Annotated in this window: 19 protein-coding genes and 2 pseudogenes; 1 reads left to right on the top strand and 20 read right to left on the bottom strand. The window is 70.9% G+C overall.

The features are described from left to right. Nucleotides 1-3: 3 nt before the first annotated feature. From OG734_RS40495 to fmt, 12 genes and pseudogenes are all read right to left on the bottom strand, one after another. Entirely contained in the window at nucleotides 4-513 is a 510-nt protein-coding gene (locus tag OG734_RS40495; RefSeq protein ID WP_330293962.1) for a flavodoxin domain-containing protein, read from the bottom strand. 24 nt (nucleotides 514-537) lie between these two features. After that, nucleotides 538-814: pseudogene (locus tag OG734_RS40490) on the bottom strand (CBS domain-containing protein); the annotation flags it as partial. 12 nt (nucleotides 815-826) lie between these two features. Then, a complete protein-coding gene (locus tag OG734_RS40485; RefSeq protein ID WP_330292374.1) occupies nucleotides 827-3,529 on the bottom strand; it encodes a bifunctional acetate--CoA ligase family protein/GNAT family N-acetyltransferase in 2,703 nt (900 codons plus the stop codon). Nucleotides 3,530-3,753: 224 nt separating this feature from the next. Then, nucleotides 3,754-3,906, bottom strand: a pseudogene (locus tag OG734_RS40480) (type I glyceraldehyde-3-phosphate dehydrogenase); the annotation flags it as partial. Nucleotides 3,907-4,076: 170 nt separating this feature from the next. Further along, complete coding sequence (locus OG734_RS40475) at nucleotides 4,077-6,458, bottom strand: phosphoketolase family protein (protein WP_330292373.1); 2,382 nt, start codon at nucleotides 6,456-6,458, stop codon at nucleotides 4,077-4,079. 154 nt (nucleotides 6,459-6,612) lie between these two features. Next, nucleotides 6,613-7,521 (bottom strand): universal stress protein, encoded by a 909-nt coding sequence (locus tag OG734_RS40470; protein ID WP_330292372.1) that lies wholly within the window; start codon nucleotides 7,519-7,521, stop codon nucleotides 6,613-6,615. Between the two features lie 5 nt (nucleotides 7,522-7,526). Beyond that, nucleotides 7,527-8,549, bottom strand: coding sequence for an alcohol dehydrogenase AdhP (gene adhP / locus OG734_RS40465; protein ID WP_330292371.1), 1,023 nt, complete (start codon nucleotides 8,547-8,549; stop codon nucleotides 7,527-7,529). Next, nucleotides 8,546-9,046 (bottom strand): universal stress protein, encoded by a 501-nt coding sequence (locus OG734_RS48160; protein WP_443065002.1) that lies wholly within the window; start codon nucleotides 9,044-9,046, stop codon nucleotides 8,546-8,548. The genes adhP and OG734_RS48160 overlap by 4 nt, the downstream gene beginning before the upstream one ends. 337 nt (nucleotides 9,047-9,383) lie before the next feature. Next, entirely contained in the window at nucleotides 9,384-9,572 is a 189-nt protein-coding gene (locus OG734_RS40455) for a hypothetical protein (protein ID WP_330292370.1), read from the bottom strand. Nucleotides 9,573-9,587: 15 nt separating this feature from the next. After that, nucleotides 9,588-9,716: a DUF397 domain-containing protein gene (locus tag OG734_RS40450; RefSeq protein WP_330293961.1), complete on the bottom strand. Its 129-nt coding sequence runs from the start codon at nucleotides 9,714-9,716 to the stop codon at nucleotides 9,588-9,590. Nucleotides 9,717-9,747: 31 nt separating this feature from the next. Continuing rightward, the gene (locus OG734_RS40445) at nucleotides 9,748-11,166 is read right to left on the bottom strand and encodes an RsmB/NOP family class I SAM-dependent RNA methyltransferase (protein ID WP_330292369.1); all 1,419 of its coding nucleotides are present in this window, start codon (nucleotides 11,164-11,166) and stop codon (nucleotides 9,748-9,750) included. A gap of 76 nt (nucleotides 11,167-11,242) precedes the next feature. Next, nucleotides 11,243-12,175: a methionyl-tRNA formyltransferase gene (gene fmt / locus OG734_RS40440; protein ID WP_330292368.1), complete on the bottom strand. Its 933-nt coding sequence runs from the start codon at nucleotides 12,173-12,175 to the stop codon at nucleotides 11,243-11,245. A 204-nt stretch (nucleotides 12,176-12,379) separates the two neighbouring features. Between fmt and OG734_RS40435 the strand changes: the two genes are divergently transcribed. Beyond that, on the top strand, nucleotides 12,380-12,940 hold the full coding sequence (locus OG734_RS40435; protein ID WP_330292367.1) for a hypothetical protein: 561 nt from the start codon (nucleotides 12,380-12,382) through the stop codon (nucleotides 12,938-12,940). A gap of 246 nt (nucleotides 12,941-13,186) precedes the next feature. Here OG734_RS40435 and OG734_RS40430 read toward each other — a convergent pair whose 3' ends face one another. The 8 genes from OG734_RS40430 to OG734_RS40395 all read right to left on the bottom strand — a co-directional run bounded on the left by OG734_RS40430 (nucleotide 13,187) and on the right by OG734_RS40395 (nucleotide 21,951). Beyond that, complete coding sequence (locus tag OG734_RS40430) at nucleotides 13,187-15,379, bottom strand: primosomal protein N' (RefSeq protein ID WP_330292366.1); 2,193 nt, start codon at nucleotides 15,377-15,379, stop codon at nucleotides 13,187-13,189. A gap of 277 nt (nucleotides 15,380-15,656) precedes the next feature. Further along, a complete protein-coding gene (metK, locus tag OG734_RS40425; protein ID WP_330292365.1) occupies nucleotides 15,657-16,865 on the bottom strand; it encodes a methionine adenosyltransferase in 1,209 nt (402 codons plus the stop codon). A gap of 249 nt (nucleotides 16,866-17,114) precedes the next feature. Then, nucleotides 17,115-18,317 (bottom strand): bifunctional phosphopantothenoylcysteine decarboxylase/phosphopantothenate--cysteine ligase CoaBC, encoded by a 1,203-nt coding sequence (gene coaBC, locus OG734_RS40420; protein WP_330292364.1) that lies wholly within the window; start codon nucleotides 18,315-18,317, stop codon nucleotides 17,115-17,117. Between the two features lie 144 nt (nucleotides 18,318-18,461). Then, complete coding sequence (gene rpoZ / locus OG734_RS40415) at nucleotides 18,462-18,734, bottom strand: DNA-directed RNA polymerase subunit omega (RefSeq protein WP_003982715.1); 273 nt, start codon at nucleotides 18,732-18,734, stop codon at nucleotides 18,462-18,464. A gap of 38 nt (nucleotides 18,735-18,772) precedes the next feature. Then, nucleotides 18,773-19,366 (bottom strand): guanylate kinase, encoded by a 594-nt coding sequence (gene gmk / locus OG734_RS40410; protein ID WP_330292363.1) that lies wholly within the window; start codon nucleotides 19,364-19,366, stop codon nucleotides 18,773-18,775. A gap of 36 nt (nucleotides 19,367-19,402) precedes the next feature. Next, nucleotides 19,403-19,726 carry an integration host factor, actinobacterial type gene (locus tag OG734_RS40405; protein ID WP_234766072.1) on the bottom strand — a complete coding sequence of 108 codons (324 nt, stop codon included), beginning with the start codon at nucleotides 19,724-19,726 and terminating at the stop codon, nucleotides 19,403-19,405. A 276-nt stretch (nucleotides 19,727-20,002) separates the two neighbouring features. Further along, entirely contained in the window at nucleotides 20,003-20,848 is an 846-nt protein-coding gene (gene pyrF / locus OG734_RS40400; RefSeq protein ID WP_330292362.1) for an orotidine-5'-phosphate decarboxylase, read from the bottom strand. After that, on the bottom strand, nucleotides 20,845-21,951 hold the full coding sequence (locus OG734_RS40395; RefSeq protein ID WP_330292361.1) for a quinone-dependent dihydroorotate dehydrogenase: 1,107 nt from the start codon (nucleotides 21,949-21,951) through the stop codon (nucleotides 20,845-20,847). Before OG734_RS40395 ends, pyrF begins: the two co-directional genes overlap by 4 nt. Between the last annotated feature and the right edge of the window lie 29 nt (nucleotides 21,952-21,980).

Here is a 21,980-nt window from a genome sequence, read left to right as displayed (position 1 = left end):
GGCTCAGCTCCCTTGTGACACGCCCGCGAGTTCACTGCCGATCCGAGTGGCCCACGCCTCGATCTCCGTGAAGTCGCGGAAGTCTCCGCCCTTGCCGGAGGAGAGGATCTTCCGGGCGATGAATCCCTTCGCTCCCTCATCGAGGCAGCCGCCGAAGGTGACGTGTTCCCTGGCGTCGAGCCGGATCATGGCCCGCTTCACTCCGGGGACGGGCGGGATGTCCCGCTCCGAGGCCGAGGGGTCGAGCGGGCCGCTGCTGAACATCCACAGCGGGCGTCCGGCCAGTGCGCGGCTGTGGTGGCGGACGAAGCGGCGGGCGTGCTTCTGCCAGCGCCCGGCGTACACGCCGCCTCCGACCACCACGGCCTCGTACGACGCCACGCTCGCCACGGACTGGGCGGGCAGCACATCTACCGTCAGCCCGGCCTTGCGCAGGACCTCGGCCACGGCCTCGGCGATCCGCGCGGTCGAACCGTTCGTCGTTCCGTAGGCGACCAACACACTGCTGGGCATGGCGGTCCGCCTCCTCTCATAGGTTGTGCGGCTCAGAGTTTGCGCAGCCAGTCGTCGGCGACGCCGCGCCGCGGCGAGCCGGAAGCGGCGCTGCGGCCCGTAGGGGGTGGGCGTCTCGGCCTGCCGGACCATCAGGTCGGTTTCGGAGACCACCCCGATGACCTTCTCGTCCTCGTCCACCACCGGCAGTCCGCTGATGCGGTGCTCGGCGAGGAGTCGTGCCACCTCCTTGAACGGGGGTGCCGTACGCGGCACGGACGACCTCGGTGGTCATCACGGTGCCGACCTTGTTGTGCTTCATGTCCGTTCCGCCTCAGCGCAGTCGGCGCAGATAGGGGTCCTGAGCCGTGCGCGGCAGCAGGCGGACTCGTGCGTCGAGCACGGTGACCGAATCGGGCGTCGCGAGGACGGGGTTGAAGTCGGCCTCGGCGAGCTGCGGCAGGTCGCCCGCCAGGCGGGACAGACGTAGCAGCAGATGCTCCAGACCCTGGAGGTCGACGGGTCCGCTGCCGTGCGCGCCGAACAGGAGCGGTGCGCAGCGCGGTGCGGTGATCAGGTCGTGGACGTCGAGGTCGGTCAGCGGGGCGAGGCGGGCGGCATGGTCGGCCAGGACCTCGGTCGCGGTGCCGCCGAGTCCGAACAGTACGAGCGGGCCGAAGACCTCGTCCTGCACGACTCCCGCGAACAGTTCGGTGCCGCGTGCGGCCAGTGGCTGGACGACCACGCCGGTCATCAGGCCGGCGAACCGTGTCTCGAAGTCCCGGAAGGCGGCCCGGACTTGGGCCTCTCCTTCGAGATCGAGGTGCACGGCGTGCTGTTCGGTCTTGTGGAGCTGGCCGGGCCAGTGGGCCTTCATGACCACCCGGCCGTCGGGGCCGCACAGCCGTTCGGCCGCGATGACGGCGTCGTCCTCCGTCTGCGCCCAGGACCACGGGAGCTGGGGAATGCCGTAGCAGGTGAGGAGTTCGGCGCAGGTGCGCGGGTCGAGCCAGCCGCCGTCCGGGTGGGCGGCGAGGTACGTCTCGGCGACCGTGCGGGCCCGGGCCGTGTCGACCTGTGCGAGCTCCGGGATCGTGCCCGCCGCCCGGCTCAACCAGGCCGCGCGGTGAGCGGCATGGGCCAGCGCACGTGCTGCCGCACCGGGTTCGGCGTACGAGGGGATCGCACCGCCCTCCGTGGCCGGCAGCAGCCTTACGGGCAGGTCCTGCTCCAGGCGTACGACGGCGACCGGAAGGGCTCGGCGTGCGGGGCCGCTGGTGAGAGCCCGCACGAGGTCGTCGCCGGTCGCCGCCGCGACGGCCGTGGGGACGAGGGCCAGCAGGACAGCGTCGATACCCGGGTGCCGCATGATCCGGTCCACGCAGTCCCCGAGCTGCTCCTCCGTGACGGCGGCGGTGACGTCGACGGGGTTGCCCGCGGTGGCACCGTCGGGCAATACGGCATACAGGCTTTCGACCACCGAGGGCGTGAGCGGCGGAAGCGACAGCCCCGCTTCCGCGCAGGCGTCCGCGGCCAGGACACCCGCGCCACCCGCATTGGTGACGATCGCCACCCGGGTCCCGGCCGGCAGCGGCTGGGAGTGCAACAGGGCGGCGGTTTCGAGGAGTTCACCCACCGAGCGGGTGGCGGTGATGCCGGCCTGGGTGAACAGCGCCTGCCGGGTCATGGTGGGGGTCGCGGCGGCCGCGGTGTGCGAGGCGGCGGCGCGACGGCCGGCGTCGGTACGGCCGGCGTCGACCGTCAGCACGGGCATACGGCGGGTCACGCGCCGGGCGGTACGGGAGAACGCCCGCGGGTTGCCGAAGGACTCCAGGTGCAGCAGGGCGAGTTCGGTGCGGTCGTCGCTCTCCCACCACTGGAGCATGTCGTTGCCGCTGACGTCGTACTTGTCGCCGAGCGAGGCGAAGGACGAGACACCGATGCCGAGCCGGGACAGTCCGTCGAGGAGGGCGATGCCGACGCCGCCGGACTGCACGGCGACGCCCGCCGTGCCGGGGCGCGGATGGTCCGCCGCGAAGGTGGCGTCGAGGGAGAGTGCCGGGTCGGTGTTGGTGATGCCGAGGCAGTTGGGTCCGACGAGCCGCATGCCGTACGTGCGGCAGGCTGCCATGAGTGCTTCCGCCTGCCGGCTGTCGAGGCCGGCCGATACGACGAGCAGTGCCCGTACTCCGGCCTTGCCGCACTCCTCCGCGGTGGCGGCGACGGCTGCCGCGGGCACCGCGAGGACCGCGAGATCCGGGACCTTGGGCAGCGCGCTGACCGAGGGGTGGGACGGCACGCCGAGGATCGACGTGGCACGGGGGTTCACCGCGAAGAGCCGCCGGGTGAAGCCGCCCTCGTGCAGATGGTGCAGGAGAGCCCGCCCCACCGATCCGGGCCTGCGCCCGGCGCCGACCACCGCGATCGCGTCCGGTCGCAGCAGCGGCTCCAGGCTGGCCACGTCGGCGGCCCGGCCGCGGGCCTCGACGGCGGAGAGATAGCCGTCGTCCTCGGCCGGCTCGTCCAGTTCGATGACGCAGCGCACCTCCGGACCCTCGAAACGGCGTGCGGTGCGCAGACCCAGATCGGCGAAGAGCCGAAGCACTTCGTGGTTCTCGGAGAGCGCGTCGGCCGTGAACGTGGTGATGCCGTCCGCACGGGCGGCGGAGACCAGATGCTCGACCAGGAGAGTGCCGACGCCCCGGTGGTGCAGTCCGTCGGCCACCGCGACGGAGATCTCGGCCGTGGCCGCGTCGTCACCGGCCTCGTACTCGGCCAGGCCGATCACCTGGTCCTTCGACTCGGCCATCAACGCCCGGTGTCCGGGGCGCGGCGGCATACAGGCCCGGTCGGCGGCCATCGCTGCGGAACGCCGGCTCGCCGCGAAGAACCGCAGCCGCAGATTCTCCGCGGACATCTCCTCGTAGAGCCCCTGCAGCTGCTCGTGATCACCCGGCCGCACAGGACGTATACACACGGTGGTGCCGTCCGAGAGCAGGGCATGGACCGTGGGTCGGCTGAGCGTGTCATACGTCATCGTGGGTCTCCTCCAAAGCCTTCTGACACTTCGAGCATCCAGCGGATCGGGCAGTGACCGCATGGGCTGTCCGGGGGTGCTTTGGGGGCCGATCGGCCCTGGAGCCCGGTCCCGCACGCGCGACGGGCCCACGCCGGCACCCGACGGACATCTCGGGTGCGGGCGTGGGCCCGGGCGGGGTGACGGTGACGGTGACGGTGACGCCGGTTTACGGGTCGGAGTCCTCAGTCGTCGGCCACCAGCGCCGTGAGGTCCAGGAGCCGGTTGGTGTAGCCCCACTCGTTGTCGTACCAGCCGAAGACCTTGACCAGATTGCCGTTCGCCTGCGTCAGCGCCGGGTCGAAGACGCAGGACGCGGGGTCGCCGATGACGCCGCGGTGGGCGAGGGTCGCGGCCGGGGCGATGTCGTTGGCGGCGACCACCTCGACGTCCTGGGTGCCCGTCTCCGCCCGGTCGAGGGCTGGACCGACGTGTCGGCCCGCGGCCGAAGCCGTTGATGCCGACGCGTACGGTCATGGCGTTGAGCTCCTTCGCGGAGCAGGGGTGTTCAGGCTGTCCAGGTCCAGTCGGTGACCTCGGGCAGGTCGGTACCGTGCTCGCGGATCCAGGCGTGGTGGCGGGTGCGGGCGTCGGCCATCTGCTGGCGTACGGCGGCGGCGCGGACGGCGAGGCCGGGGACGCGGTCGATGACATCCATGACGAGGCGGTAGCGGTCCATGTCGTTGCGGACGACCATGTCGAACGGGGTGGTCGTGGTGCCCATCTCCTTGTAGCCGCGCACGTGCAGGTTGGCGTGGCCGGTGCGGCGGTAGGCGAGGCGGTGGATCAGCCAGGGGTAGCCGTGGTAGGCGAAGATCACCGGCTTGTCGGTGGTGAACAGGCCGTCGTGCTCGAAGTCGCCCATTCCGTGCGGGTGTTCCTCGCGCGGCAGCAGCCGGGCCAGGTCGACGACGTTGACGACGCGGACGGCGAGTTGGGGCAGGTGGTCGCGCAGCAACTGGGCGGCTGCCAGTACCTCCAGGGTGGGCACGTCTCCGGCGCAGGCGAGGACGACGTCCGGTTCGCCGCCGTTCTCGGTGCCCGCCCAGTCCCAGATCCCGGCACCGCGGGCGCAGTGGGCGCGGGCCTCGTCCATCGACAGCCAGTCGAAGCAGGGCTGCTTGCCCGCGACGATCACGTTCACGTAGTCACGGCTGCGCAGGGCGTGATCCGCCACGGACAGCAGGGTGTTGGCGTCCGGCGGCAGATAGACCCGTACGACCTCGGGGCTCTTGCTGAGGACATGGTCGACGAACCCTGGGTCCTGGTGCGAGAAGCCGTTGTGGTCCTGACGCCAGACGTGCGAGGTGAGCAGGTAGTTGAGGGAGGCGATCGGAGCCCGCCAGGCCAACTCCCTCGATGTCCTCAGCCACTTGATGTGCTGGTTGACCATCGAGTCGACGATGTGGACGAACGCCTCGTAGCACGAGAACAGTCCGTGCCGGCCGGTGAGGAGATACCCCTCCAGCCAGCCCTGGCAGAGGTGTTCGGAGAGGATCTCCATCACCCGGCCGTGCCGGTCGAGGTGCTCGTCCACCTGGAGGATCTGGGCCTGCCAGGCCTTGCCGCTGGCGTTGAAGACGGCATCCAGCCGGTTGGACGCGGTCTCGTCCGGGCCCACCAGGCGGAAGTCGCGCCGTTCCGACGTATCCCTCATGACCTGTTCGAGGAGGTCGCCGAGGACCCTTGTGGGCTCGTGCAGGGTGGCGCCCGGCTTGTCGACGGGGACGGCGAAGGGGTCCAGGGACGGCATGGGCAGGTCGCGCACGAGCAGGCCGCCGTTGGCGTGCGGGTTGGCGCCCAGCCGGCGGGTCCCCTCGGGAATGCAGGCGAGGACGTCGGCGGCGGGCCGCCCGTCGGCGCCGAACAACTCCTCGGGACGGTACGAGCGCAGCCAGGTCTCCAACTGCCGCAGGTGCTGGGGGTTTTCGCGTACGCCGGACAGCGGGACCTGGTGGGCGCGCCAGGTGCCCTCGACCGGGACGCCGTCGACCTCACCGGGTCCCGTCCAGCCCTTCGGGGTGCGCAGCACGATCATGGGCCAGTGCACGCGCTCGGCCACACCGTCCTCGCGGGCCGCGCTCTGCATCAGGGCGATGCGGTCCAGTGCCTGGTCGAAGGCGTCGGCCATGGCGCGGTGTACCTGGTGCGGGTCGTCGCTGGTGACGTGGATCGGCTCGTGGCCGTAGCCGCGCAGCAGTTCGTCGAGTTCGGACTCCGGAAGGCGGGAGAGCACCGTCGGGTTGGCGATCTTGTAGCCGTTGAGGTGCAGGATCGGCAGGACCGCGCCGTCGTGCACCGGGTCGAGGAACTTGTTGGAGTGCCAGGACGCGGCCAGTGGCCCGGTCTCCGCCTCTCCGTCACCGATCACACAGGCGACCAGCAGATCAGGGTTGTCGAAGGCGGCCCCGTACGCGTGCGCTAGCGAGTAGCCCAGCTCGCCGCCCTCGTGGATCGAGCCCGGCGTCTCCGGCGCGACATGGCTGGGCACGCCGCCGGGGAACGAGAACTGCCGGAAGAGCCGGTCCATACCCGCCGCGTCCCGCGAGACGTCCGGGTAGGTCTGGCTGTAGCTGCCCTCCAGCCAGGAGTTCGCGAGCACCGCCGGCCCGCCGTGGCCGGGACCCCATACGCACAGCGCGTCGAGACCGCGATCCTTGATCACCCGGTTGAGGTGCGTGTACACGAGGTTGAGGCCCGGGGAAGTGCCCCAGTGGCCGAGCAGCCGTGGCTTGATGTGGGCGGCGGTGAGGGGTTCGGTGAGGAGCGAATTGGCCATCAGATAGATCTGGCCGACGGCCAGGTAGTTGGCGGCTCGCCAGTGGGCGTCCAGGGTGCGCAGTTCCTCGTCGGTCAGTACGGTGCTGTTCCGGTGTTCGACCTTGAGCATGGTGACTCCGCAAGTCATCGAGGCGAGTCAGGCTTCGGGAAGGGGCGTGAACCGAGGGCGCCCGCTCGTCGTGGTGTTCGAAGGGCGCCACGTTCAAACGCGTCTCGGAGCACGTGAACCCGCGCGTCGCGCACACGGTGGCGCTCTGAGCCGGTCATGCCCGTTGGGGTACGACGGCCACCGGGCAGGCGGAGTGGTGCAGGACCGCGTGGGCGACCCGGCCGAGCTGGAGTCCGAAGTGGCCGTGGCGCGGCCGGGCGCCGACGACGAGCAGGCCGGCGCCGGCCGAGGCGTCGAGCAGCACCTTGCGGGCGGGGCCTTCGGCGGTACGTCGGTGCAGTTCCACACTCTCCGGGGCCTCCCGCAGCGCCGCGTCCAGGGTCTGAACGGCCCGCTCCTCGTGGAGCCGGGCGGGTTCGCCGGCCATAAGAGGGTGGTCGGTGGTCTGGTACCCGGGGCACCTCCAGGCGCGTACGGCCTCCAGTGGCACCCGGCGTTCCGCCGCCTCCTGGAAGGCGAAGCGAACGGCCGCCGAGTTCTCCGGCTCCTCGCCGACCCCCAGCACGACGGGCCCACGCATCGCGGACTCCGCCTGGTTGTCGTGGCTGCCGCGCAGCACGATCACCGGGCAGTCGGCGCGGGCGGCGACCGCGAGGCTGACCGAGCCGAGCAGCAGCTCGGCGATGCCGCCGCGGCCGCGCGAGCCCAGGACCAGCGCCGAAGCGGTACGACCCTCACGCAGCAGAGCGGGCACCGGCTCTTCGGGCAGCACCTCGGTGGAGATCTTCACGTCCACCTCGCGGCGGTGGGCGCGCTTCGCGGCGGCCTCGACGATGGTGTCGGCCAGCACCTGCTCCGAGGACCTGCCAAGCCCCGTGGCGAGGGCGGGACCCTCGATGGGGGTCCCCCCGCTCGAGCGCAGCCGAGAGTGGGGGAGCTCCCACAGCGAGGCGTACACCAGCCGCAGTGGCACCCCGCGAAGGGCGGCCTCGTCGGCCGCCCAGTCCACGGCGCGCAGACTCGGCTCGGAACCGTCGACTCCCACGACCAGGGGGAGTTCCATCGTCCTCACCTTCCCGCAGCCATGTCGAAGACGATCCGCGCCTTGATCTCGCCGCGCAGCACCTCGTCGATGGACTCATTGACGCGCGCGAGCGGCCGTGTCTCGTAGATGACCCTGGTGCGGCCTGCCGCGTGGAGCTGGAAGACCTCGGCCAGGTCCTGCCGGGTACCCACGATGGAGCCGATCACCGAGGTGCCGTTCAGCACGGTGTCGAAGATCGGGACCTGGATCGTGCCGTGCGCCGGCAGGGCCACCATCACGAGCTTCCCGCCGCGCCGCAGCCCGGCGTACGCCGCCGAGAACGCCGCCTCGTTCACCGCCAGCGCGATGGCGGCATGCGCACCGCCGTAGCGCTGGAGAACCTCTCCCGGGTCCTGCTTGCGGGCGTCGATGACGAGGTCGGCGCCGAGTTCCGCGGCGAGTTCGAGCTTCTCGTCCGTGACGTCGATCGCCGCCACCCGCGCCCCGGCGATCTTCGCGTACTGCACCGCCAAGTGGCCCAGTCCTCCGACACCGGAGATGGCTACGAGCTGGGTCGGCTTGACGTCGGCGACCTTGAGGGCCTTGTACGTGGTGACGCCGGCGCAGGACAGCGGGGCGGCCTCCAGGGCGTTGATGCCGTCGGGCACCGGCTGGGCGAAGTCGGCCCAGGCGAGCATCTTCTCGGCGTACCCGCCGTCGCACCCGTATCCGGTGTTGATCTGCCGCTGGCACAGCGTCTCCCGGCCGGACAGGCAGTACTCGCACCGCCCGCACGTCCTGCCCAGCCAGGGCACGGCGACGCGCTGCCCCGGTGCGAGGTGCGTGACGCCGTCGCCGAGGGCCTCGACGAGGCCGACGCCCTCGTGGCCGGGGACGAACGGCGGGCTCGGCCTGACCGGCCAGTCTCCGCGGGCGGCGTGTATGTCGGTGTGGCACAGTCCGGAGGCCTCGACCCGGATACGGACCTGTCCGGGGCCGGGCTCGGGATCAGGGCGCTCCTCGATGACCAGGGGCTCGCCGAAGGCTCGTACGACTGCTGCCTTCATGGTTTCTCTCCTCCTCGGGAGCGTGTCAGCCGTGCGGGACGACGGCGACGGGGGCGGTGGCCGACGACGACCAGGGAGGTCTCGCGGGAGGCGTCGACCAGGTGAATGGCGGCCGTTCCGTAACGGGACTCCTCGACGACCTCGACGGCGGGGAACTTCTGCCGCCAAGGGCGCAAGACCTCGGTGAGGGTGGCGGCTTCCTGCCGGGCCGGCTCGGTGTGGAGTTCGAGGTCGGAGGAGAGGTCGTGGGCGTAGTAGGGCGGCGGGTTCCAGCTGTGGACGACCGGCAGGGAGGTGGCGCGGCTCTCGGGCGAGCCGTCGAGGCCCACGGCGATGGTGCGGAGCATGGTCTCCACCTCCTGGACCGGGATCGCGCGATCCGATTCCAGACTGGTGTCGATCGAGTTCGTGGTGCAGGGACCTGCGGAGACCAGGGACGGGGCGATCAGGGCGACCGCGTAGATGAGGTGGTAGTCGGCGAACGGGTCCACGGACATGTCAGCGAGCCGCAGCCCCACCTGGGCGCTGGGAAACGATCTTGATGTGCGCGGGAAGCGATCTTCGGCGCCTCGATATTTGGCCTGACCAGCGCATTCACATACGAGGGACTGGGTGGATCACCTAGTGTCAAGCGTTCCGAAATAGGGGCCAACAGGCGGCCAAAGTCGCAGGTCAGCGCCCGTACGGGTGCCCTAGGCCAAAGGTTCAGACTGGCACGAGTGCGCTCCAGGGGCCACATAGAAATGCGGACGATCCACCAGGTGATCTTGCACGCGAAGAGCGCCCGACCACGGGGGAGGTGGGGCGCTCTTCGTCACGCAGACTATCGGCTCACTACCCGTCGACGATGAACGTGAACAGCACGCCGTGCGGGTGGTGGATGGCATGGTGCGAGATGATCCGCCCGCGCCCGATTGCGTCAGCCAGTCTCTTGTCCTGCGCAGCAAGCGCCGCGTAGTTCAGGTCAACGGCCATCACTTCATCCATCTTGCTGGGCTTGAGGGAGGTCCAGTTCCATGTCACCAACCGTTGCGCCATCTAGTAGCCCGACTCGAACTCGCCAGCGCAGGCGCCAGCGATGAACGCGGTGAGTTCCTCGGTTGAGAACGTCAACACTGGTCCGCTCGGGTCCTTGCTGTCACGCAGCGGCCGGCAACCACCAGGCAGAACGGCGACGAACCTGCACGAGCGGCGGAGGTCACCCCGTCCGGCGGATGAGGGCCAGATACATGGCGTCGGTCCCGTGCAGATGCGGCCACAGCTGTACGTCGGGACCGTCGCCGAGGTCGGTCACGCCCTCCAACAGCGGCCGGGCGTCGACGAGTTCGGTGTTCGGGTGCTGCTTGAGCAAGTCGTCGACGACGGCCCTGGTCTCCGCGAGGTGCGGCGAGCAGGTGGCGTAGCCGACGATCCCGCCGACACGGACCGACTCCAGCGCGGTGGTCAGCAGCGCGCGCTGGAGCGGCGCGAAGCCGTCCAGGTCCTCGGGCCGCCGCCGCCAGCGGGCCTCGGGCCGCCTGCGCAGCGCCCCGAGCCCGGTGCACGGCACGTCCATCAGTACCCGGTCGAAACTGCCGGCCCGCCACGGCGGCCTGGTCCCGTCCCCGACGACGACCTGATAGGGGCCGGGATTGCCGGCCAGCGCCTTCGCGACCAGCCCGGCCCGGTGCGGCTGCTTCTCGGAGGCGACCAGTAGCGCACCCCGCTCCGCGGCGAGAGCGGCGAGCAGCGCGGCCTTGCCGCCGGGCCCGGCACACCCGTCGAGCCAGGCCTTGTCGGGCCCGTCGATCGGGGCATTGGCCAGGGCGAGTGCGACGAGCTGACTGCCCTCGTCCTGCACGCCCGCCCGCCCGTCCCGTACGGCATCGATGGCCCCGGGTTCCCCGCCTTCGGCGAGCCGCACGGCGTACGGCGACCAGCGCCCCGGCACCGCGGCCTCCTCCTGGAGCAGCTCGTCCGTGGTGGACCGCCCGGGCCGCGCGACGAGCGTGACCTCGGGCCGCTCGTTGTCGGCGGCGAGCAGCTCCTCGATCCCGGCCCGGCCGCCCCCCAGCGAATCCCACAGCGCGGAGACGACCCACCGGGGATGTGAGTGCACGACGGCGAGATGGTCCTCGGGATCCTCGTCGTAGGGCGGCGCGACCCGCTCGATCCAGCCGTCGAGATCGTGCTGGGCGACCTTGCGCAGCACGGCGTTGACGAACTTGGCCCGCCCGTCACCGAGCACGACCCGGGCCAGTTCGACGGAGGCGGACACGGCGGCGTGCGAGGGGATCCGCGTCCCGAGCAGCTGGTGCACGCCGAGGCTCAGCACATCGAGGACCGGCGGATCGACCTCGCGCAGCGGCCGGTCGACACATTTACTGATGACGGCATCGTAGGTTCCCTGCCGACGCAGCGTCCCGTACACCAGCTCGGTCGCGAGAGCCGCGTCCCGCCCGTCGAAATCCCCCTTCGCCCGGGCCGCCCGAAGCAGCGGCGGCAACACCAGATTGGCGTACGCGTCCCGCTCGTCCACGGCTCGCAGCGCCTCGAAGGCGAGGATGCGGACGGGGTCCTTCTGGGGCCGACGGTAGGGCTTGCCGGGCTTGTGGGGCCGGCGAGGCTGCTCGCTCACGAAAAAGGTGCTCCGGATACGGGAAAAGGGTTGCGGATTCCAGCGTACGTCGTGTCAGGGCGGGGAAGAGAGGGCGTCAGGCCCCGAGAGCCTCGCCGTCGGCGATCCGCACGCCCCGCGCCCAGTCGGCGGCGCGCATGGGCTTCTTGCCCTGTGCCTGCACCCACAGCAGCTCCACGGCATACGACCCGGTGCCGACGTACACGTTGTTCTTGCCGACGGAGAGCACACCGGGCGCGAGATCGGTGCGCTCGGGCACGGGTGTGACGTGGATGAGCTTGAGCCGCTCGCCCCGGAACACGGTCCAGGCACCGGGCGCGGGAGTGCACCCGCGCACGATCCGGTCGGCCCGGAGGGCGGGCACGGACCAGTCGACGTGGGCGTCCTCGACGGTGATCTTCGGCGCGAGGGTGATGCCGTCGACGGGCTGCGGTACGGCCTTCAGGGTGCCGTCCTCGATACCGTCCATCGTCGCGGCCAGCAGCCCTGAGCCGGCGAAGGCGAGCCGCGTCAGCAGGTCGCCGCTGGTGTCGGTGGGCCGGACCGTCTCGGTCACCGTGCCGTAGACGGGGCCGGAGTCGAGGCCCTCCTCGATGAGGAAGGTGGAGGCCCCGGTGATCTCGTCGCCGGCCATGATCGAGTGCTGTACGGGCGCGGCGCCGCGCCAGGCCGGCAGCAGCGAGAAGTGCAGGTTGACCCAGCCGTGGGCGGGGATGTCGAGGGCGACGCGGGGCAGCAGGGCCCCGTACGCGACCACGGGACAGCAGTCGGGCCCGATCTCGCTCAGCCTCGCGAGGAACTCCTCGTCCCTGGGCCTGACGGGCTTCAGCACCTCGATCCCGGCCTCCTCGGCCCGCTGGGCCACGGGACTGGCGACCAGCCTGCGCCCCCGCCCGGCAGGCGCGTCGGGCCGCGTGACGACGGCGACCACTTCATGCCGTCCCGACCCGATCAGGGCATCCAGAGCGGGAACGGCGACCTCAGGGGTACCAGCGAAGACAAGCCTCATGGGTGGGCGGGGGCCTCTCGGACGGGTTTCTGCGGGCAGCGCACCAGTCTATGACCGCACAACCCAGGGGGCGTACGCATATGCCCCTACGCCCCCGCACCGTGACCACACACGCAAAATCGCGTTGGTCAAGAAAGAGTTGACCACAACGGGCCGCAGACCGCGCGGCCCTTCCTTTTCAACGCCGGTTCGAGAGGCTTGTTCATGGCCGACCACGCAACCCACGACGCCCAGGCTCGGGCCAGCCTGCACTTGCTGGTGCGGGACATCGAGCGGGTCCGCCGGCAGGTGGACGCACTGCGCACCCTGACCGCCCAGTTGGGCAACGTCTACCGCCCGCGCCGCTCCGGCCCCTCCACGGGCTTCGTCGTCTACGGACGCGCCCCCGCCCCGACCGTCCGCCTCGCCCAGGAACTGCGGGACAGCGTCGAAACCCTGGTCACGGCCGCCGTGGACTTCGACCGCTCACTCGGCTTCTCGTGGGACGCGGTGGGCTCCGCACTCGGGGTCACCAAGCAGGCCGTCCACCGCCGTTACGGGGCCCGCCGGGCCGCCGCCCAGGCTGCGGCCGACGCCGAGCGCGCCACGGAGACCTCGACCACCCGCACGGTCGGCGTGGGCACGGTCAGCGGCGTCGGCACCGGCCTCCCCACGGTGCCGACGGTCCCCGCGGCCCGCTCAATGCCGACTCAGCCGACAGCGGGCAGCCCGACCCTCCGCGACGAGGTGAGGCCCACGGCTTTCCCCGGCCCACGCAACGGCTGACCCGAACCACCGCCCACCCCACCCTCTGCCCTCCCGTACCACCCCCGGGAGGGCAGAGGCGTGCCTGCCCCGCCCCGGCTGCATGGTCCCCCCATACCCGACCATCGCCTAATACCGGCCCCCGCCCAACGCCGCCCCCCACCGCTTGCCGGGTCCCCACCCGACGCCCGGCCTCCCACCCATCCGGTCTCACCCGACGCCCAGCCCCGCCCTCGCTCAAACGCAGTCCCACCCCAAGCCCAGCTCTCACCCGATGTCAGGCGGATCGATCCGCACCCACACGCTCTCCTCCCCGCCCCGCCCCGCCCGAGCCATCCGCGCGGCCTGCGCCGCCTTCAGCGCCGTGGCCAGCGCCGCGCCGCTGCCCGGGGGCACCCTGACCAGTGCCCGCTCCCACTGCTCCCCCGGCGGGGGTGATCCCGCCCTACGGGGCCGCCCCGCCGCCGTGACCGGCAACGGCACCGGCCCCAACACCTCGGCGTCACCCGGCAGTTCGGCCCCGGCAAGGAACCCGGCGACGGCCTCTGCGGTCCCGGCCACGGACGCCATCCGGGACACCGGCGGAAACCCGAGCTCGGCACGCTCCGCGAGCTCCCGCACGGCATGCCCGACGGGATCCCATCGCACCAGCGCCTGCACCGGCCGCAGGGTTGGCTCGGCGACCACGACGACCGTCCCCCCTGGCGCCCCCTCCCCGCGCGAGCCCTGCCCCCGGACCAGCGCCGCAGCCGCCATCCACCGCCGCAGCGCATCCTCCCCGGCCCGCAGGTCGGGGCGCCCGAGCATGGCCCAGCCGTCCAGTAGCAGCGCAGCCGCGTATCCGCCCTCGGCGACAGGCTCGGCGCCGGGCGTGCTGACGACGAGCGCGGGCGTCCCCGGCACCGTGTCCAGCACATGCTCGCGCCCGGAGGTCCGCACCGGCACGGCCGGAAACGCCCGCCCCAGCTCCTCGGCTGTCCGCCGCGCGCCCACGACCTGCGCCCGCAGCCGGAACCCGCCGCACTCCGAACAGTGCCAGCCGGTCTCCTCCCGCCCGCACCACGCGCACCACGGTGCCCCGGCGTCCCGCGCTTCCAAGGGCCCGGCGCAGTGCCGGCACCGAGCGGGTTCCCGGCACCGGGCACAGGCCAGCCGCGGTACGTATCCCCGTCGGGGCACCTGCACCAGTACCGGCCCGTGCTTCAGCCCGTCCCGCACCGCCTGCCAGGCGAGGGTCGGCAGCCGTGCGGCCCGGGCGGCCTCGTCCCGGGCGAGATCCCCGTCACCCACGGTCCGTACGAGCGGGGCGGCCGACCGCACCTGCTCCCGGCCGGCGACCAACGGCCGGGCCCACCCGCTTTCGACGAGCTGTGCGGCCTCTACCGTGCAGCTCCAACTCCCCAGCAGAAACGCGCACTTGTCCTGCGCTGCCCGCAGCAACAGCACCTCACGCGCATGCGGCTGCGGGGCGTGCAACTCACTGTGGCTGTCGTCCCCGTCGTCCCAGAGTGCGACGAGCCCCAGATCTCGGACGGGCGCGAACATGGCGGCCCGGGTCCCGATCACCGCCCGTACGGCCCCCCGCCGCACGGCGACCCACTCCCGGTACCGCTTCTCGGGTCCTGCGTCGGCGGTGAGCACGGCGTGCCGCCCCTCCCCCAGGAGCGCAGTCAGGGCAGCGTCGACCCGCCCGACGGCCCGCCCGTCCGGCAGGACAACGAGCGCCCCGCGCCCGGAGGCGAGCGTCGCACCGACGGCCCGCGCCAGTTCCTCGCTCCACTCGGGTCCGGGCAGGGCGTTCCACACGGCGCGCGGCGCACTCCCGGAGGCGAGCGCCTCAAGAAACGCGCCCCCTCGCTCGTACCGCCCCCAGGACCCGGCATCCGGCGCCCCGGCCACGGGCAGTGCCACAGCCGAGGCCGCTTTCTCGGCCCGGGCGTTCCGCGGCGGTACGGCCAGTTGCAGCACATCGGCAAGGCTTCCCGCGTACCGGTCGGCAACGGCCCGCGCCAGCGAGAGCAGCTCCTCGCTCAGCACCACCTCGGGCGACACGACCTGTGCCAGCGCGGCCAGCGGCCCGGAGTAGTCGGACTCGGCGAGCCGCGCGACGAGAAACCCGTCGATGAGCCCCCCGCCCTCACGGCGCCCGTCCCGCACCCGATGCCGCCCCGCACCGAACCTGACCCGCACCCGCACCCCCGGCTGCGCGTCGGCGTCCAGCTCCTCGGGCACGGCATAGTCGAAGTACCGGTCAAGATGCAGCACACCCTTGTCGACCAGCACCCGCGCGACGGGCAGTTCCTTGGCCAGCGCGGCCCCCCGCCAGGTCCGGGGCTTGGCCCGCGGCGCCTTGGCCTGCCGAACACTCTCCCGAATCAACGCAAGCTGCTCGGGCGGCGCCCCGTCGCCACCCCGGGCCCCGCCACCCTCTCCGCTTCCCTGCCCGTTCTCGCTGCTCACGCCTGCATTCTTACCAAACGCCACTGACAACGGGCGGCGTCCGAACTCCCGAGATCCAGTCGGCAGCGGCACGAAATTCCAGATTCACCGCACGTCCGAGGGACGCACTCCACCGAAGCAACCGCGGCCTGCGCACCGGGAGATCACCACGGTACGAAGCCGCGCCCCCGCCCCGCCAGCCATTTCTCCGGCCTGTGAGACAGACACGCCGAGGCCCGGCGCCCCCTACGGGACGCCGGGCCTCGGCAATCAAAAATCAGGCAGTCCGCTACAGGCCTTACAGACCCACAGCCTTACGCAGCGCCTCCACCCGGTCCGTCCGCTCCCACGTGAAGTCGGGCAGCTCGCGGCCGAAGTGACCGTACGCCGCCGTCTGGGCGTAGATCGGGCGGAGCAGGTCGAGGTCACGGATGATCGCGGCCGGACGGAGGTCGAAGACCGTCGTGATCGCGGCCTCGATCTTCTCGGCGTCGACCTTGGCCGTGCCGAAGGTCTCCACGAACAGGCCCACCGGCTCGGCCTTGCCGATCGCGTACGCGACCTGGACCTCGCAGCGCGAGGCCAGGCCCGCGGCGACGACGTTCTTCGCGACCCAGCGCATGGCGTAGGCAGCGGAGCGGTCGACCTTGGACGGGTCCTTGCCCGAGAAGGCGCCGCCGCCGTGCCGGGCCATGCCACCGTACGTGTCGATGATGATCTTGCGGCCGGTGAGGCCCGCGTCACCCATCGGGCCGCCGATCTCGAACCGGCCGGTCGGGTTGACCAGCAGGCGGTAGCCCTCGGTCTCCAGCTTGATGCCGTCGTCGAGGAGGGCCTTCAGCTCGACCTCCACCACGAACTCGCGGATGTCGGGGGCGAGGAGGGAGTCCAGGTCGATGTCGCTCGCATGCTGCGAGGAGACGACGACGGTGTCCAGGCGGACCGCCTTGTCGCCGTCGTACTCGATGGTGACCTGGGTCTTGCCGTCGGGGCGCAGGTACGGGATCGTCCCGTTCTTGCGGACCTCGGACAGGCGCTTCGACAGACGGTGCGCGAGGTGGATCGGGAGCGGCATCAGCTCCGGGGTCTCGTCCGTCGCGTAGCCGAACATCAGGCCCTGGTCGCCGGCGCCCTGCTTGTCGAGTTCGTCCTCATCGCCCTCGACACGCTGCTCGTACGCGGTGTCCACGCCCTGCGCGATGTCCGGCGACTGCGAGCCGATCGACACCGACACTCCGCAGGAGGCGCCGTCGAAGCCCTTCTTCGAGGAGTCGTAGCCGATCTCCAGGATCTTGTCGCGCACCAGTTGCGGGATGGGCGCGTAGGCCTTGGTAGTGACCTCGCCGGCCACATGGACCAGGCCGGTGGTGATCAGCGTCTCGACGGCGACCCGGGACGTCGGGTCTTCGCGCAGAAGCGCGTCGAGAATCGTGTCGCTGATCTGGTCAGCGATCTTGTCGGGGTGACCTTCGGTCACGGACTCCGAGGTGAAAAGGCGACGGGACACAACGCTCCCTGTGGTTGCAGCGGCTGCTGGCTGATCATTGGCGGACGGCTCGGGAGCTGCGCCCGGTCTCGTCCAGGAACAGTTTATCGGTCGGACTCGTCCATCGGCCCCTCCGTCTCGCCTCTCGGATCCTCCGTGACCTGCGGCACAGGCATTCTGCCCAATCACGAGGGGTGTGCGCCAGGGCGCCATGCCTTGAAAGTACGAGGTAGGAGGGATGTCAGAGATCTGTCGGGTCGACTGAACCATTCAGGCGAAGCGGCTGGCAACCAGATCCCATACGATCTCGGCCAGCGCCTCCTTGGGCCCGTGCGGCACCAGGGTCTCGCTGCCGTCGGCGCCCAGCACCACGGCCTCGTTCTCCTCGGAACCGAAGGTCCGGCGCTCGCCCACCTCGTTGACGACCAGCAGATCGCATCCCTTGCGCCGCAGCTTCGTACGGCCGTTGGCGAGGACGTCGTCCGTCTCGGCCGCGAAGCCGACGACCACCTGGCCCTCTCGGGCACGATCGGCCGAGATCTCCGCGAGAATGTCCGGATTCCGGACCAGGACGACGGGTTCGGGGTCCTCGCCGTCCTTCTTCTTGATCTTTCCGGCCGCGTAGGCCGCCGGGCGGAAGTCCGCGACCGCCGCGGCCATCACCACGGCGTCGGCGTCCGAGGCCGCCTTCAGCACTGCCTCGCGCAGTTGGACGGCCGTCCCCACGGGTACGACATCCACGCCTGCCGGGTCCGGCAGGCCGGTGTTCGCGGCGATCAGCGTGACCCGGGCGCCCCGAGCGGCAGCCGTACGGGCGAGGGCGTACCCCTGCTTGCCGGAGGAGCGGTTGCCGAGGAAGCGGACCGGGTCGAGGGGTTCACGAGTGCCGCCGGCGCTGACGACGACATGCCGGCCGACCAGGTCGGGTGCCGTCACGCCCCGGGCCAGCACCCGGCGGCAGACCTCGAAGATCTCGGCCGGGTCGGGCAGGCGCCCCTTGCCCGTGTCGACGCCGGTGAGGCGCCCGACGGCCGGTTCGATGACGAGGGCGCCGCGGCGGCGCAGTGTCGCCACGTTCTCCCGGGTGGCCGGGTGCTCCCACATCTCCGTGTGCATGGCGGGGGCGAAGACGACGGGGCACCGGGCGGTGAGAAGGGTGTTCGTGAGCAGGTCGTCGGCGAGACCGTGGGCCGCCTTCGCGAGCGTGTCGGCGGTCGCCGGGGCCACGACGACCAGGTCCGCCTGCTGGCCGATGCGGACGTGCGGGACCTCGTGGACGTCGTCCCAGACCTCCGTGGAGACGGGGTGGCCGGAGAGCGCGGACCAGGTCGCGGCGCCGACGAAGTGCAGGGCCGAGGCGGTGGGGACGACACGGACGTCGTGGCCCGACTCCGTCAGTCTCCGCAGCAGCTCGCAGGCCTTGTACGCGGCGATGCCGCCACTGACCCCCAGTACGACCTTCGGCTTGCCCACCGGGCCTCCCCTGACTCGATACGCGGCTGGATCCGACTCGGTACGCGTACGCCACGGCTCACCGGCGTACGCGTCTATGACACACCACAGGCCCGACAGCTGCGCTGCCGGGCCTGTGGATAAGTCAACCGATAGTTGAAAATACTACTGCGCGGGGCCCTCAACAGCCTCGGACGTCAGCAGACCCGCGTTGATCTCACGCAGGGCGATCGAGAGAGGCTTCTCGTGGACGTGGGTGTCGACCAGCGGACCGACGTACTCAAGGAGGCCCTCGCCGAGCTGCGAGTAGTACGCGTTGATCTGGCGGGCACGCTTGGCCGCGTAGATCACCAGGCTGTACTTCGAGTCGGTGGCTTCGAGGAGCTCGTCGATCGGAGGGTTGATGATGCCCTCGGGCGCAGTAATGGAAGAGGACACGCTCTGCCTTCCGAAAGGTGGGATGGGATCGAAAACGATCACACAACTTCCATCAAGGCTAGCAGCTCGCGCGCCACGTCCTCGACGGAGGTGTTGACCAGGGTCTCGTCGAACTCCGGCTCGGCGGCCAGTTCGATCTTGGCCGCCTCCAGGCGGCGCTCGATCACCTCGGGCGGTTCGGTGCCCCGCCCGGTCAGTCTGCGCACCAGCTCCTCCCAGGAGGGAGGAGCCAGGAACACCAGCAGGGCGTCCGCCATGGACTCACGGACCTGCCGGGCGCCCTGGAGATCGATCTCCAGGAGGACCGACTCGCCGGACTCCAACCGCTCCAGCACGGCCGCACGCGGTGTGCCGTAGCGATTACCGGCGAATTCGGCCCACTCCAGGAGCTCGCCGTTGGCGATCAGCTTGTCCATCTCGTCGTCGGTGACGAAGAAGTAGTGGACGCCATGCTGTTCACCGGGGCGTGGCTTGCGGGTCGTCGCCGACACCGAGAGCCAGACCTCGGGGTGTTCCTTGCGCATATGGACGACGACCGTGCTCTTGCCGACCCCCGAGGGGCCGGAGAGCACGGTCAGCCGCGGACGTACGTCCGGGGGCTCGGGGGTCGTCCCCCGGAATGTTGCAGCCATACGGCGATTATTCCAGGAATCCTGGGGAGCCAGGACTCAGGAGCCGGTGCTGCCGAACTCGCGCTCCAGGGAGGCGATCTGGTTGGAGCCAAGACCACGCACCCGGCGGCTCTCGGAGATGCCGAGTCGCTCCATGATCTGCTTGGCGCGGACCTTGCCCACGCCCGGAAGCGATTCGAGCAGAGCGGAGACCTTCATCTTGCCGATGACGTCGTTCTCCTGGCCCTGCTTGATGACCTCCTGGAGGGAGGCACCGGAGTGCTTGAGTCGATTCTTGACCTCGGCCCGCTCCCGGCGAGCCGCGGCGGCCTTTTCGAGCGCGGCTGCGCGCTGTTCAGGGGTAAGGGGCGGAAGAGCCACGCCTACGTCACCTCGGATGTCGAACTGTCGGATACGGACCGGTGAGGAACCTAATCGCCCCTCACCTGGTGAGCTACGAGCAACACGCTCGCTCGTTGACTCTCGTCGGAGACTAGCGGCCAAGTCCGCCAGAGTCAGCGAGAACAGCGGAAAAGTCCTGGTCAGCCTTCGCCAGGTCGGATATTTCGGTCAAACTGCCCTGGATTTGAGAATGTATTCAGTCTCAAGGCGTCCGGAAGTCACTCATCGGAGGACCCCGCCGACCTGTACGAATCCTCAGGTGGCGGCCACAGCGGCCCGGATCTCGTCCGCGAAGCGGTCCGATGCGTCCCGAAGGGCGACGAGATCAGGACCGTGACGCAGAACACCTCGGCTGATGTTCGGAACCACGTTGCGCAACGCCGCCCCGAACACCCCGCGAAGGTCCGCCGGGGTCGCCCCCTGCGCGCCGACTCCGGGTGCCAGGAGAGGTCCGTTGATGTCGAGGTCGTAGGACGAGAGGTCGCCGAGCGTGGCCCCGACGACCGCGCCGAAGGAGCCCATGGGCCGCTCCCCCGCGTTCTCGGCGGCGAGGTACGCCAACATGGTCGCGCCGACGTTCAGCCCGTCCTCGCGGACGGCGTGCTGCACCTGACCACCCTCGGGGTTGGAGGTCAGCGCCAGTACGAACAGGCCCGCGCCGCTCTCCCGGGCGAGGTCGACCGCCGGCTGCAGCGAGCCGTAGCCGAGATACGGGGAGACGGTGAGCGCGTCCGAGAACAGCGGGGCGCCCTTCTCCAGGAAGGCGGCGGCGTAGGCGGCCATGGTGGAGCCGATGTCGCCGCGTTTGGCGTCCATCACGACCAGCGTGCCGGCGTCCCGCGCCTCCTGGACCGTCTTCTCCAGTACGGCGACCCCGCGCGACCCGAACCGTTCGAAGAACGCGCTCTGCGGCTTGACCACCGCGACGCGCCCGGCCAGCGCCTCGACGACCGTGCGGCTGAACCGCTCCAGGCCTGCGACGTCGTCGTTCAGCCCCCAGTCGAGGAGCAGCGAGGCGTGCGGGTCGATGCCGACACAGAGCGGGCCGCGCTCGTCCATGGCGCGGCGCAGACGGGCACCGAAGGGTTCCAGGACTGTCATACGGTCTTCCTTACGTCGGCGCCGACGGCGTCGGCGAGCGTGGCGTACGGGCTCGTACGGAGGCGGGCGGCGAGCCCCTTGTGGATGCCGCGTCCCCAGAAAGGGCCCTCGTAGACGAAGGCGCTGTAGCCCTGTACGAGGGTGGCGCCGGCCAGGATGCGCTGCCAGGCGTCCTCGGCGTTCTCGACGCCGCCGACACCCACGAGGGTGATCCGGTCGCCCACGCGCGCGTAGAGGCGGCGCAGCACCTCCAGGGAGCGGGCCTTCAGGGGTGCGCCGGAGAGGCCTCCGGTCTCCTTGACCAGGGTGGGTTCGGAGGCCAGACCGAGTCCCTCACGCGCGATGGTGGTGTTGGTGGCGATGATCCCGTCCAGGCCCAGTTCGACGGCGAGGTCGGCGACGGCATCCACGTCCTCGTCGGCGAGGTCGGGCGCGATCTTCACCAGCAGTGGGACACGGCGCGAGGTCACCGTGCGGTCGGCCGCCTCGCGGACGGCGCTGAGCAGCGGGCGCAGCGCCTCGGTGGCCTGAAGGTTGCGCAGGCCGGGCGTGTTGGGCGAGCTGACGTTGACGACGAGGTAGTCGGCGTACGCGGCGAGCCGCTCGGTCGACTTCACGTAGTCGGCGACGGCTTCGTCCTCGGGGACGACCTTGGTCTTGCCGATGTTGACGCCGACGACGGTCCGGAAGACCGCCTCCCGGCTCGCCAGACGGGCCGCCACGGCCAGCGAACCCTCGTTGTTGAACCCCATGCGGTTGATGAGCGCCCGGTCCGGCACAAGGCGGAACAGCCGCTTCTTGGGGTTGCCTGGCTGCGGCTCCCCCGTGACCGTGCCGATCTCGACGTGGTCGAAGCCGAGCATCGACATCCCGTCGATCGCGATCGCGTTCTTGTCGAAGCCGGCCGCGAGCCCGAAGGGCCCGTGCATCCGCAGCCCGAAGGCCTCGGTGCGCAGTTCCTCGTACCGGGGCGCGAGGGCGGTGGCGACGAACGTCCGCAGCACGGGGAGACGGGCGGCGAGGCGGATCCAGCGGAAGGCCAGGTAATGGGCCTCTTCGGGGTCCATCCGTGTGAAGACCAGACGGAAGAAAAGCTTGTACATGGTGGTGTCCTCGATACGGCCTCGCGGTG

This window comes from Streptomyces sp. NBC_00576 (assembly GCF_036345175.1).
Classification (GTDB): Bacteria; Actinomycetota; Actinomycetes; order Streptomycetales; family Streptomycetaceae; genus Streptomyces.
This window is presented reverse-complemented; position numbering and strand designations above follow the sequence as displayed.